The sequence below is a fragment of the Streptomyces sp. E2N166 genome (genome assembly GCF_003671715.1).
GTDB classification, from domain to species: Bacteria; Actinomycetota; Actinomycetes; order Streptomycetales; family Streptomycetaceae; genus Streptomyces; species Streptomyces thinghirensis.
This window is the reverse complement of the sequence record NZ_RAIF01000012.1, coordinates 125,642-137,623: the sequence shown is the minus strand read 5'-3', so window position 1 is coordinate 137,623 and position 11,982 is coordinate 125,642. Positions and strand designations below refer to the sequence as shown.

Genomic DNA, 11,982 nt, shown 5'->3' with positions numbered 1-11,982 from the left:
CGGTCGCCGTTTCCGGGCGCGGCCCCGGGGGTGTGTTCCGCCAACGCGGTGACGGGGCGTGCTGCGTGCGCCCCCCGCACGTACGGATGACCTCCCGTGACCTTCCGGTGGTCTTGGCGGATGAACGGGTGGACGAAGTGTCCGATCAGACGCCGATCCGACGAAACGAGGGGCCTGGTATGACGAACGAGCGGGCGAGGACCGTGGTGCGTTGGCTGGCCGGGGCGGGCGCCGCGGTGCTGGTGTGCTGGGGGTCGGCCGGGGCCGCGCAGGCGGACGAGACCACCTCCGGTTCGCACAACGGTCCCCGGGTCGGTCTCCTCAACGTCAACGTGGGGCAGATCGACGACCCGGCGGAGGACGTACTGGAGCACACGCTGCTGCTCGGGGACGGCTACACCTGGAGCTGATCGGAAGCGGCGACCAGTTCCGCGTGGGCCGCCAGCAGCCTGTCGGCCGTCTCGCGGTCCGCGGGCCGCAGCGGTGCGCGGACCGGCCCCGCGGGCAGGCCCAGTGCCCCGAGCAGGGCCTTCGCGGTGACCGTGCCGGGCAGGCCCGCGGCCATCATCGCCTCGACGAGTGGGATCGCCCGCCGCTGGAGCAGGGCGGCCCGCCCGGTGTCGCCCGCGTCGAAGGCGTCGAGGACGGCCCGGAACAGGTCCGGCACGACGTTCGCGACCGTGCTGACGTATCCCGCCGCGCCGACCGCGTACAGGGCGAGGACCTGCTCGTCGCAGCCCGCGTAGTACGCCAGGTCCGTGCGGGAGAGCACCTTCTGGGTGCCGAGGAGATCGTAGGAGCAGTCCTTGACGGCGGCGATCCGCGGGTGTCCGGCGAGGCGGACGAGGGTGTCGGGTTCGATGCGGGTGCCGGTGCGCCCGGGGATGTCGTAGAGGACGAGGGGCAGGCCGGAAGCGTCGGCGATCTCCCGGAAGTGCGCCTCCAGGGCGTCCTGCGGGGGCCTGCTGTAGTACGGCGTGACCACCAGCAGTCCGTCCGCGCCGGCCCTCTCCGCGGCCAGCGCCAGTTCGACGGTGTGCCGGGTGTCGGCGGTGCCCACCCCGGCGACGACCGACGCCCGGCCCCCGACCGTCTCCCGCACCGCCGTGACCAGCGCCGCCTTCTCGGCGTCCGTGGTGGTCGGCGACTCACCCGTGGTGCCGGACAGCACCAGGCCGTCGCAGCCCCGCGACACCAGCCGGTCGGCGAGCCGCTGGGCGCCGTCGAGATCGAGCACGCCGTCCTCGGTGAAGGGCGTGACCATGGCGCACAGGGCGCGGCCGAAGGGCGCGGGGGGTCGGGCGTCTGTCGTCATGTACGTAGTGTCGGCGGACGGATCGTGTAGCTCCACTTAAATCTTCTAAGAGATATTTGTAAGGAGTGCTGTGCATTCGGCGGTGGGAGAGGGCAGGGGGTAGTGCCGGTCGGCCATGGGTACCCGGGGTGCTCCGAACCGAGAGGAGGCGGAACCGTGACCGGGACCATGCACACCAGGCCTGTGCGCGACGAGCAGCAGCACTCCGTGGGTGAGCTCGTCGGTCAGGCCACCGAACAGCTCTCCCGGCTCGTGCGCCAGGAAGTGGCCCTCGCCAAGATGGAGCTGGCCGAGAAGGGCAAGCGGGCCGGGCGTGGCGGCGGGATGCTGGGCGCCGCGGGCGCCATCGCGTACGTCGGGCTGTTCGCCCTGGCCGGAACGGCCACCGCCGCGCTCTCGCTGGCGCTGCCCGTATGGGCCGCGGCGCTCATCGTGACGGCGGTGCTCTTCGTGGTCGCGGGCGTACTGGCCATGATGGGCCGCGCCCAGCTCCGCCGCGCCGTGCCCCCGAAACCCGAGGAGACCCTCGGCAGCGTCAGGGCCGACGTGGACCAGATCAGGGAAAGGGCGCATCGATGACCGAGGCGACAAGCGGTGACGGCGCGAGGAGCGGCTCCACCGCACAGCCGATCGGCGGGGCCAAGGGGCCCGACGAGCTGCGGCAGCAGATCGAACAGACCCGCGGCCAGCTCGGCGACACCGTGGAGGAGCTGGCGGGGAAGGCGGATGTGAAGGGCCGCGCCAAGGCCCGGGCCGCCGACCTCCGGGACAAGGCCGGTGCCATGACCGTGCAGCTGCGCAGTTCCGCCGCGCAGGCCGGACACACCGTGCAGGACAAGGCGAGCCGGGCCGGGCACACCGCGCAGGACAAGGCGAGCCGGGCCGGACGTAAGGCACAGGACAAGGCGGGCGGGGCCGGGCACACCGTGGAGCAGCGGGTACCGGGACGGGCGCGCGGTGCGGTTCGGGCCGGGCTCGGCCATCCTCGTGCGGTGCTGCTCGTCGGAGCGGCGGCGGGTGCGGTGGTCGCGGTGGACGTGCTGAGGCGCCGGCATCGGCACGGGCACTGCTGAGGGTGCGGGCGTGACGAGGGGCTCCGGGGGCGGGGCCCCTCGTCACGCATGTCGGGGCGGGGGTGCTCGTCACGTACGTCGTACCGGCGCCGGGGTTCCTTCCGGAGGACACTTGACCTCGACCTTGGTCGAGGTCGGAGAGTGGTGCGTGCACCCGACGAACCGATCAGTGGAGGCCGGCATGCCCCGCCGTACCGACGTACACCCCGACATCGCCCGTCCCGACGTCCGGGCCCCCTTCTTCAGCACCTGGCGGGTGGGCACGCCCGAGCGGCAGCGGCAGACGGTCGACGCCATCGCCCGTACCTGGGAGCGCCGCCCCTGGCCCGCCGACGCCCTGCTGGGCTACCACGTCTACGCCGGCCACGACGGCAGCACCCTGCTGCACCACTCGCAGTGGGCGAGCGAGCAGGCGTACGAGGCCTTCCTGAAGACGCACCGGCAGGAGCGCGTCGACGAGGTCGACACCGCCGTGCCCGGCATCGAGCGGCTGGGGCTCGGCAGGTACCGGCGCTACCGCAGCGGCACCCGCGAGGACGGGCCGACGCCCGTCCCGGGCTGCATCGTGATCGTCGACGTCGAGTTCGAGGGACCCGACCCCGAACGGCAGCGCGCCTGGGTGGACGCCGTCTTCGAGGCCCTGGCGAGCGAGCCGGAGCCGCACCCCGGCGGCATCTCCGCCCACTTCCACCTCAGTACCGACGGCACCCGCGTCCTCAACTACGCCGAGTGGGAGAGCGCCCAGGCCCACATCGACGCCCTCGCCGCACCGGGCGACGGCGTCGGCTCGGCGCCGGCACAGTGGGAGCGGGTGCACAGCTGGCCGGGCCTGAAGAGCAGTACGGTCAACCGCTACGACCACGCCCTCGGCCTCGTGCCCCGCTGAACCCGCTCCCTCCGGCCGCCGGTTACGGACGGAACCGCAGCACCTGCGGGTCGTGGTCGCTGATCTGGTCGTGGAACTCGGCGTTGACGTGCACGCTGTCGTACGACAGGCGCCCGCCCCACCGGATCGACGGGCTGACCAGGATCTGGTCGAGGACCTGGCTGTTGCCCTGGTAGACGTACGAGTAACGCTCGCTCCGCGGCAGCGACTTGACGGCCGACCACAGGGCACCGTCGTCCTCCAGGAGGCGCGTGGTCCTGGAGAACTCGAAGTCGTTGATGTCGCCGAGGGCTACGACGTCCGCGTTCTTCTGAGTGGAGAGGACGTCCTTGACGAAGGTGTTCACGGCCTTCGCCTGGAGGTGGCGCTGCGTCTCCGAGCCGCGCGCGGGCGGCTGGTACTGGGCGGACAGGCTCTGGTCGCCGCCCTTGGAGCTGAAGTGGTTGGCGATGACCAGGACGGTGCGGCCGCGGAAGACGAACTCGCCGGCCAGCGGCTTGCGGCTGTCCTCCCAGGCGGGGTTCGCCGGGTCCACGCGCCCGGGGGAGTGGGTGAGCGCCGCCTTGCCGCGCACCTTCGTCACCCCGGTCGCGGTGGTCGCGTCGCCGGTCCCGCGGTCGGTGAAGGAGACCCGCTCCGGGTTGAACAGGAACACCTGGCGGATGTTGCCGCCGGGCTGGCCGCCGTCCTCGCCGTCGACCGGGTCGATGCCGCGCCAGTCGTAGCGCGGGCCGCCGGCCGCGACGATCGCGTCGATCAGCTTGCCGACCGTCGCGTCGGCGGCCACCGTGCCGTCGTTCGTGGCGCCGTCGTTGTCCTGGATCTCCTCAAGGGACACGATGTCGGGCGACGCGAGGTTGTGCACGATGGCGTCGGCGTGCGCGGCGAAGGTCTCGTCGGAGGGGTCGAGGTTCTCGACGTTGTACGTCGCCACCGCCAGCTCGCGGCTGCTCTGCCGGCGCGTCGACTCGCGCTCCAGGCCCCCGCTCTCCAGCGCGCCGATCTCGCTCGCGACCAGCGTGTAACCGCCGTACTGGTTGTAGTCCAGCGGGCCCGCGGTGGTTCCGGCGAGAGTGTCGCCCACATTGGCGTCGGGGAAGTCGGCCGGCTTGCCCAGCGACTGGATCTGCAGCCGGCCGGTGTTCTGGGAGTCGTAGGAGCCGTACACCGTGCCGCCCCGGCGGTTGGCGTTCTCCCAGGGCTTCACCGTGACCCACAGCTCCGTGTACGGGTCGGAGGCGCCGACCACGCGGGCGTCGGCGACCCGGACGTTCATGCCCTCCAGGGACTCGTAGTGGTCCAGGGCGTACTTCGCCGGGCGCAGCGTCAGGCCGTTGACCGAGCCGTTCGCGGCCTCGTCGCCCTCGGGGGCGTACGCGCGCGGCACGGTACGGGCGGAGACGGCCGTCGCGGCCGGGACCTCGTTGCCGCTGGAGACGACCGTGAACACCGGGCGGGTGATCTCGGTCAGCGACTGGTTCCCGGAGGAGGTGCCGCCGGGGACGTACTCCGAGACCGTGCCGGAGACGGTGACCGCGTCACCGACGGCGACGCCCTTCGGCGTGGAGCCGGTGAAGACGAAGACGCCCTCGCTGGTGGCCGGGTCGGCGTCCGGCTGCGGATCCTGGATCCAGAAACCTCTGGAGGAGCCGTAGCCGCGGACGCCGGTGACGATTCCGGCCACGTCCGTGACCTGCTCGCCGGCGTACGGCGACAGCCGGGTGCTGCCCTGGATGTCGTGGACGCGCACGGAGTCGGCGTGCGCGGGCGAGGTGAGGACGATCGTGGACGCAGCCGAGCAGACTGCGGCGACGGTGAGCGCGGCGAGGCGCGTGGAGGACTTGCTGGCCAACGTGATCCCTCCGGGGACGTGAGAGCGCCGGGACGAGGGTGGGGCGATGGGTGTGGCGCGACGGGACGAGAGTGCGAGGCGAGGGGCCGCAGGGCACATGTGGAGCTGAGTGAACACTTGTCCCCCCGCTTTCTACGCGCGTCAATCTCCTGCCTGGCCACGCCAGTTGTCAAGGTTTCGGCCATGTACTCCACCCGTCGGGGAGATGAACCGGGCGGCATGGGTGGAAACCCGTCTAGGCTGAGCTGTTGAGCCGTACGGCGTCCGGATGGCCGTACGGCGGCCAAGGCGCGCGAGGAGAAACAGCCGATGTCAGACAGCTCCACCCTGCCGCCCGCGCGGCTGCGCCCCGAAGCGGAACTGGCCCGCGACGCGCTGTCCGCGCCGGTGCTCTCCCGGGCCGCCCGGCTGGCCCGCTGGGCCGGCCCGGACACCCGTGTCGACGCCGGGGGCGGGCTCGTCGAGGAGCAGCTGCCGGCGGCGGCCGAGGAGCTCGGGCTGAGCGGGGACGACGCCGCGGCCCACGCGAGCGAGGCATGGCGGATCGCCGTGGACACCGGGCTCGTCGAGATCACCGACGAGGAGGCGGGCACCGTCGCGGCGGGCGAGGACGTAGCGCTGCTCACCGGCGGCTCCCCGCAGGACGTGCTCGGGCTGTGGCTCGCCGCCCTGGAGGCGGTGCTCGCCGACGCGAGCGTGCCCGACCTCGACGACCTGGTCGACGCGATGGCCGAGGGCGGCGAGGTCGACCTGTCGTCCCTCGACTGGGACCCGGAGGCCGAGGCGGAGTTCCTCGACGGCGTGCTCGGCAACCTCTACCTGCTCACCGTCGGCGAGGACCGCCCCGGCGACGCCTCGGTGCCGCTGCCCGCGCTGGCGGCGTCCGTGATCGTGCCCAGCGACATGGGCGAACCCACCAACGACGTGCTGGAGCAGGTGTCCGACGCGATGATGCGGCTGGACGACCAGTTCCGGCTGCTGGAGCCGATCGGCCTCGTCGAGTACCAGCCGGTCGACGAGGCTCTGATGGCCGACGCGGACGAGGAGCCCGCGGCGCCCGTCGACGAGACCGACGTCGCCCGCTACGGCATGGTGCGGCTCACCCCGCTCGGCCTGTACGGACTGCGCGCCCGGCTCCTGGAGGCCGGCTTCGAGGCGCCCGCCGTCGGCGACCTCACCGACAAGGGCGCCGACGCGCTGCTCGACGGCACCGCCCCCTTCCCGCCGGCCGCGGCCCACGCCGAGACCGAGCTGTGGCTGGCCGGCCGTAGCTCCCTCGTCGCGGCCCGGGAACTGCTGGCGGCGGCACGCGGCTCGGACACCGGCGCGCCCCTGCGCCGGCTGCGCTGCCAGCAGGCGCTGTCCCTGGTCGGCGCAGAGGCGGAGCCCGCGTTGCGGGAGGTCCTCGACGATGCCGAGCTGGGCGGCCTGGCCAGGGTCTGGCTGACCGAGCACGGCGCGCGGGACATTCCCGCCCCTCCGCAGGAAATGGTCTTCTGGCTGACCATCGACACCGTGGCGGCACAGCTCGCGGCCGAGGGGAACTCCGAGGAACTGCGGGCGCTGGTGGAGGGACTGGCCCGGCAGCACAGCGGGTTCTTCGACACGGTCTGGCGGGTCGAGCACCCGGCCACGCCGGACGTCCTGGAGGCGATGGGGCGGCTGCATCCCGACAAGAAGGTGGCGAAGGAAGCGCGTAAGGCGGCGTTCAAGGCGCGGTCGCAGCAGGGCGGCTGACGCCGGGGCGCGGGGCGGGGGAGGGCGGCGTGACCCGCGTCGCGGGGTGCCTCCCCCAGAGGGGGGCCCAGCGACCGCCCGTGCCGCCCTAGGCGGCACGAATGCCCGCGGTTGGGCGGGAGGGTGCCCGCGGTTGCGCGGGGCCTGTCTGTGGTTACGGGGGCGGGTCCGTGGTTGTGCGGGCTGCCGCGCGGGCGCCGTGCGCAGTTCAACCGCCGTTCAGGCGCGAGCGGAACCGTGTCGCCGGACCGAGGTCCGCCACCCTCCACGGCACGTCCACCGTCTCAGGAGTCATCATGTCGCTCACCCGCAGGGACTTCGCCGGCCGCTCCGCCCTCACCGGCGCCGGAGTCGTGCTGGCGGGCAGCGTCGGCGCCCTCGCCACCGCCCCGAACGCCCTCGCTTCCACGGACACCGAGAGCGCGGGGGAGGAGCACGGCAGAGGCCACGGACACGGACACGACCACGGCGGGGTCGGCTACGGGCCGCTGATCCCCGACCCCGACGGCATCCTCGCCCTGCCCGCCGGGTTCCGGTACGAGATCATCACCTACTGCGGCCGGACCAAGCTGGAGTCGGGTGAGTACACCCCCTCCAACCACGACGGCACCGCCGCCTTCGACGGCCCACGCGGCACCACCCTCCTCGTCAACAACCACGAACTCGGCGGCCACCGCGACGACTGGCCCCACCCCGTCCCGCTCACCGAGGGCCTCGTCTACGACCCCGCCGCGGCCGGCGGCTGCACGGTCGTCGAGGTCCGCCGCGGCGGCCACGTCGCCGAGTGGGTCGGCATCGCCGGTACCGCCACCAACTGCGCGGGCGGCAGCACCCCGTGGGGCACCTGGCTGACCTGCGAGGAGACCGAGGACAAGGCCGGCGAGGAGGGGATGACCAAGGACCACGGCTACGTCTTCGAGGTCGACCCCGAGGACCGCCGCGCCAACCGCGACCCCAAGCCGATCAAGGCGCTCGGCCGCTACGCCCACGAGGCCGTCGTCGTCGACCCCAGGCGCGGCCACCTCTACCTCACCGAGGACGCCTCCGGCCCCAACGGCCTCTTCTACCGCTGGACCCCGCCGGAGGGCTTCCGGCACGGCCGCAACAGGCTGCGCACCCTCACCGACGACGCCGGGGCCCTCCAGGCGTTCAAGTGCTTCGACTCCGGCGGCAAGTTCGTCGACGACCTCTCCCGCGCGACGAAGACCGGCACCGTCTACGGCGTCGACTGGATCGACGTCCCCGACCGCGACGCGCGGAGCACCTCCGTGCGCAGGCAGTTCAGCGCCGGCCAGGTCACCCGCGCCCGCAAGCTGGAGGGCATGTGGTGGGCCGACGGCGGCGCGTACATCGTCTCCTCCTTCGCCCGTGACGAGAGCCCCGGCCGGCCGCACGACGGCCAGGTCTGGTTCTACGACCCCAAGCGCCGCACCCTCACCCTCGAGGTCCTCCTCGGCGTCAACCCCGACCCGTCGGCGGACGGCGCCTTCGACGGCCCCGACAACATCACCGTCTCCCCGTACGGCGGCCTCGTCATCGCCGAGGACGGCGACGGCGTCCAGCACCTGTTCGGCGCCACCGACAGCGGACGCACGTACCCCATCGCCCGCAACGACCTGAACGTCGGTTCCGAAGAGGATCCCGAGTACAGCGAGTTCGCCGGCGTCACCTTCTCGCCCGACGGGAAGACCCTCTACGCCAATATCCAGGACCCCGGCATCATGCTCGCCATCACCGGGCCGTGGAAGCGGCAGAAGCGACGGTGATTAATTCGCTCGCCCGAGCGACGGCCGTCCTTTTAGAGTGATGAACGTCCAGGTGCGAAGGCAGGACCTACTTCCACTCATAATGGGGCGGCCACGGGTTCGAGTCCCGTCACCGGCACAACGCGCCGGTGTAGCTCAGGGGTTAGAGCACCTTGTCGGTTCCGCCGACCTGAACTCTGGACACCTTGCACTTCACGCACCTCCCGGTGCGCGGGCCGCGGCTACTTCGTTGTGATCGAATCCGACGCCGCGGCCGACTTGATCTCGGGAGGCGCGGCAGATGGTGGGTGCCCGGTGCGCAGGCAGCGGATACTTCCTTTGACCGGACGGCTGCGGGTTCGAATCCCGTCACCGACCACGGGTCGGTGTAGCTCAAATGGCAGAGCATCCGGATGTGCCCGTCGCCGATTCCGACCTCGGGCACCCTCCTTCTGCCGCGCCCTCCCACCGAAATGAATTCGGGGGAATTCACCATGGCGCGATTCAACACCAAGACGGCGAAGGCGCAGCCCACCTCGCGCGTGACGTCGACGGGCCGCGTGCTGCGCACCTACGAGGGCGGTCGGGGCCGTGAGCGTGACGCACGGTCCGAGCTCTTCCTGCTGTCGGTCGCCAACTTCGTGTCCCAGCAGACCTTCTACGAGCCCGGCGCCGCCCGCGACGACCGCTTCGCCACGCTCGTGCGTGAACTCGCCCGCACCGATCCGTCGTGGACGGCCGGCCTGCTCGGCTGGCTGCGCGGCGAGGGCAACCTGCGCACCGCCTCGATCGTCGGCGCCGCCGAGTACGTCAAGGCACGCCTCGACGCGGGTGTCACCGACGGTCCGGCCAACCGGCAGGTCGTCGCCTCCGTCCTCCAGCGGCCCGACGAGCCCGGTGAGCTGCTCGCGTACTGGACGTCGACGTACGGGCGCGCCGTGCCCAAGCCGGTCAAGCGGGGGATCGCCGACGCCGTACGGCGGCTCTACCACGGCAAGTCGCTGCTGAAGTACGACACCGCGTCCAAGGGCTACCGCTTCGGCGACATCCTCAACCTGGTGCACGCGGCGCCGGACCCGGAGAAGCCGTGGCAGGGCGAGCTGTTCGAGTACGCCCTCGACCGCCGGCACAACCCGGACACCGCGGTGCCGCCCGCCTCGAACCGCGTCCTGACCGCGCACCGCGAGCTGATGGCGCTGCCCGTCGAGCGGCGGCGAGGGGTCGTCACGGCGCCCGACGGTGCCGAGCGGCTCGCGGCGGCGGGCATCACGTGGGAGATGCTGGCCGGCTGGCTCCAGGGGCCGATGGACAGGGCGGCCTGGGAGGCCGTGATTCCGTCCATGGGTGCCATGGCGCTCGTCCGAAACCTGCGCAATTTCGACGAGGCCGGTGTCTCCGACGAGGTCGCGGCGCGGGTGGCGGCCCGGATCAGCGACCCGGACCAGGTGGCGCGCTCGCGGCAGTTCCCCTTCCGCTACCTCGCCGCGTACCGGCACGCGCCGTCGCTGCGCTGGTCGTACCCGCTGGAGCAGGCGCTCGGGCACTCACTGGCCAACGTGCCCGCGCTGCCCGGCCGGACCCTGGTCCTCGTGGACCGCTCGGGCTCCATGTTCTACTCGCGGATGTCGGACCGCTCGGAGCTCAACCGGGCCGACGCGGCGGCGGTCTTCGGCACGGCGCTCGCGCTGCGGGCGGCGGACGCGGACCTCGTGGAGTTCGGTACGTCGAGCAACCGCGTGCGGTACCGCAAGGGCGAGTCGGTGCTGAAGATCCTGGAGCGTTTCGGTGACCTGGGCGGCACCGACACGACCGACGCGGTCCGCCGGCACTACAAGAAGCACGACCGGGTGCTGATCGTCACCGACGAGCAGTACGCGTACAACCGGCACGGCGACCCGACCGAGCAGGTTCCGGAGCACGTGCCGGTCTACACCTGGAACCTGGCCGGGTACCGGGCGGGCCACGGCCCGTCGGGCAAGGCGAACCGGCACACCTTCGGCGGCCTCTCGGACGCGGCGTTCCGGATGGTCCCGCTGCTCGAAGCCGCCCGGGACGCCGACTGGCCCTGGGCGGCCTGAGAGCTGCGCCACCGCCGCCGTCCCGCCCGAGCAGCAGGCTCAGGGACACCGCCCGCAGGTCGAAGGGACGGGTGCGCGGTAGGGTTCGGCGGAAGACCCCGGTGTGCAGGGAGTAGTGGGATGGCGCAGGTCAGGCCCATGCGCGCGGATGCCCGCCGCAACCGTGAGCGGCTGCTGGAGGTCGCGGCGGTGGCGTTCGCGGAGCACGGGGAGGGCGCCTCCCTGGACGACATCGCCAAGCGCGCGGGGGTCGGGACCGGCACGCTGTACCGGCATTTCCCGACGCGACGGGCGCTGTTGGAGGCCGCCTATCTCGACCGGATCGAGGCGATCGCGGCGCGTGCCGACCTGATCGCGGCCGAGCGGGCGCCGGGCGAGGCGTTGCTGGAGTGGCTGAACGAACTCGCTGTGGGGATGCTCCAGGTCCGCGGGATGAAGGCCTTGCTGGGCACCGCCGTCACGGCCGGTGGCTCGGCGGTGGACACGGCGTGCGGCGAGTGTGTGCGGGGCGCGGCCGGGCGGCTGGTGCGGGCGGCGCGGGACGAGGGGACGCTGCGGGGGGACGTCGAGCCGATCGAGGTGCTGCGGCTGGTGCACGGGGTGGTGACGGCGTCCGAGTCGACCGACGGGGGAGGCGGGGGCGCCGGGGAGTCCGTCCGCCGGTATCTGTCCCTGGTGTGGGGCGGTTTGCGGGCGTAGGCGGCGTTGGTGGGGCGCCGGCGGTGCCGGGGGCGCCCCACCTGACCGTTGCGCCTACAGGGCCTGGGCCGAGGGCTTCACCATGCCCCGGACCGTGCGGGACTTGACGAAGTCGCCCATGGCGGTCATCTCCCACTCGCCGGAGTACTGCCGGATCAGCTTCGCCATCATCACGCCGGTCTGCGGCTCGGCGCTGGTGAGGTCGAAGCGGACCAGTTCCTCGCCGGTCGCGGCGTCCATGAGGCGGCAGTACGCCTTGGCGACCTCCGTGAACTTCTGGCCGGAGAAGGAGTTGACCGTGAAGACCAGGCCGCTGACCTCCTGCGGGAGCCGGCCCAGGTCGACGGTGATGACCTCGTCGTCGCCGCCGCCCTCGCCGGTGAGGTTGTCCCCGGAGTGCTTGATGGCGCCGCCGACGATGGACAGTTTGCCGAAGTAGCAGCTGTCGATGTGGTTGCGCTGCGGGCCGTACGCGATGACCGACGCGTCCAGGTCGATGTCCTTGCCGCGGTACGCCGGCTCCCAGCCGAGGCCCATCTTGACCTGGGAGAGCATCGGCCGGCCGCCCTTGACGAGGGAGACGGTCTGGTTCTTCTG

At 72.4% G+C, this 11,982-nt stretch carries 11 protein-coding genes and 1 tRNA gene; 9 read left to right on the top strand and 3 right to left on the bottom strand.

Annotated elements, in window-relative coordinates:
* The first annotated feature begins 179 nt into the window (after window positions 1–179).
* Window positions 180–410: a hypothetical protein gene (locus EBH09_RS08260; RefSeq protein WP_121746389.1), complete on the top strand. Its 231-nt coding sequence runs from the start codon at window positions 180–182 to the stop codon at window positions 408–410.
* Here EBH09_RS08260 and dapA read toward each other — a convergent pair.
* A complete protein-coding gene (gene dapA, locus EBH09_RS08255; RefSeq protein ID WP_193776193.1) occupies window positions 395–1,315 on the bottom strand; it encodes a 4-hydroxy-tetrahydrodipicolinate synthase in 921 nt (306 codons plus the stop codon). The genes EBH09_RS08260 and dapA overlap by 16 nt on opposite strands.
* Before the next feature lie 156 nt (window positions 1,316–1,471).
* Here dapA and EBH09_RS08250 point away from each other — a divergent pair, with 156 nt between their 5' ends.
* From EBH09_RS08250 to EBH09_RS08240, 3 genes are all read left to right on the top strand, one after another.
* On the top strand, window positions 1,472–1,894 hold the full coding sequence (locus tag EBH09_RS08250) for a phage holin family protein (RefSeq protein ID WP_121746387.1): 423 nt from the start codon (window positions 1,472–1,474) through the stop codon (window positions 1,892–1,894).
* Complete coding sequence (locus tag EBH09_RS08245) at window positions 1,891–2,388, top strand: DUF3618 domain-containing protein (protein WP_121746386.1); 498 nt, start codon at window positions 1,891–1,893, stop codon at window positions 2,386–2,388. The genes EBH09_RS08250 and EBH09_RS08245 overlap by 4 nt, the downstream gene beginning before the upstream one ends.
* A gap of 181 nt (window positions 2,389–2,569) precedes the next feature.
* The gene (locus tag EBH09_RS08240) at window positions 2,570–3,274 is read left to right on the top strand and encodes an antibiotic biosynthesis monooxygenase (protein ID WP_121747296.1); all 705 of its coding nucleotides are present in this window, start codon (window positions 2,570–2,572) and stop codon (window positions 3,272–3,274) included.
* Window positions 3,275–3,296: 22 nt separating this feature from the next.
* Here EBH09_RS08240 and EBH09_RS08235 read toward each other — a convergent pair whose 3' ends face one another.
* The gene (locus EBH09_RS08235) at window positions 3,297–5,126 is read right to left on the bottom strand and encodes an endonuclease/exonuclease/phosphatase family protein (RefSeq protein WP_121746385.1); all 1,830 of its coding nucleotides are present in this window, start codon (window positions 5,124–5,126) and stop codon (window positions 3,297–3,299) included.
* Window positions 5,127–5,435: 309 nt separating this feature from the next.
* Here EBH09_RS08235 and EBH09_RS08230 point away from each other — a divergent pair, with 309 nt between their 5' ends.
* From EBH09_RS08230 to EBH09_RS08215, 5 genes are all read left to right on the top strand, one after another.
* A complete protein-coding gene (locus EBH09_RS08230; RefSeq protein WP_121746384.1) occupies window positions 5,436–6,863 on the top strand; it encodes a hypothetical protein in 1,428 nt (475 codons plus the stop codon).
* A gap of 296 nt (window positions 6,864–7,159) precedes the next feature.
* Window positions 7,160–8,629, top strand: a complete 1,470-nt coding sequence (locus EBH09_RS08225) for an alkaline phosphatase PhoX (protein ID WP_121746383.1) — start codon at window positions 7,160–7,162, stop codon at window positions 8,627–8,629.
* Window positions 8,630–8,674: 45 nt separating this feature from the next.
* A tRNA-Met gene (locus EBH09_RS37485) sits at window positions 8,675–8,744 on the top strand.
* A 358-nt stretch (window positions 8,745–9,102) separates the two neighbouring features.
* Window positions 9,103–10,686, top strand: a complete 1,584-nt coding sequence (locus EBH09_RS08220; RefSeq protein WP_121746382.1) for a TROVE domain-containing protein — start codon at window positions 9,103–9,105, stop codon at window positions 10,684–10,686.
* Window positions 10,687–10,806: 120 nt separating this feature from the next.
* A complete protein-coding gene (locus EBH09_RS08215) occupies window positions 10,807–11,385 on the top strand; it encodes a TetR/AcrR family transcriptional regulator (protein WP_121746381.1) in 579 nt (192 codons plus the stop codon).
* 54 nt (window positions 11,386–11,439) lie between these two features.
* Here EBH09_RS08215 and EBH09_RS08210 read toward each other — a convergent pair.
* On the bottom strand, window positions 11,440–11,982 hold a 543-nt coding region (locus tag EBH09_RS08210; protein ID WP_193776192.1), incomplete at its 5' end, for a TerD family protein.

What these genes read in the sequence shown, in the direction of transcription:
- EBH09_RS08225 (WP_121746383.1), top strand. Translation starts at nt 7,160, where the DNA reads ATGTCGCTCACCCGCAGGGACTTCGCCGGCCGCTCCGCCCTCACCGGC.
- EBH09_RS08230 (WP_121746384.1), top strand. Translation starts at nt 5,436, where the DNA reads ATGTCAGACAGCTCCACCCTGCCGCCCGCGCGGCTGCGCCCCGAAGCG.
- EBH09_RS08240 (WP_121747296.1), top strand. Translation starts at nt 2,570, where the DNA reads ATGCCCCGCCGTACCGACGTACACCCCGACATCGCCCGTCCCGACGTC.
- dapA (WP_193776193.1), bottom strand. Translation starts at nt 1,315, where the DNA reads ATGACGACAGACGCCCGACCCCCCGCGCCCTTCGGCCGCGCCCTGTGC.
- EBH09_RS08220 (WP_121746382.1), top strand. Translation starts at nt 9,103, where the DNA reads ATGGCGCGATTCAACACCAAGACGGCGAAGGCGCAGCCCACCTCGCGC.
- EBH09_RS08260 (WP_121746389.1), top strand. Translation starts at nt 180, where the DNA reads ATGACGAACGAGCGGGCGAGGACCGTGGTGCGTTGGCTGGCCGGGGCG.
- EBH09_RS08245 (WP_121746386.1), top strand. Translation starts at nt 1,891, where the DNA reads ATGACCGAGGCGACAAGCGGTGACGGCGCGAGGAGCGGCTCCACCGCA.
- EBH09_RS08215 (WP_121746381.1), top strand. Translation starts at nt 10,807, where the DNA reads ATGGCGCAGGTCAGGCCCATGCGCGCGGATGCCCGCCGCAACCGTGAG.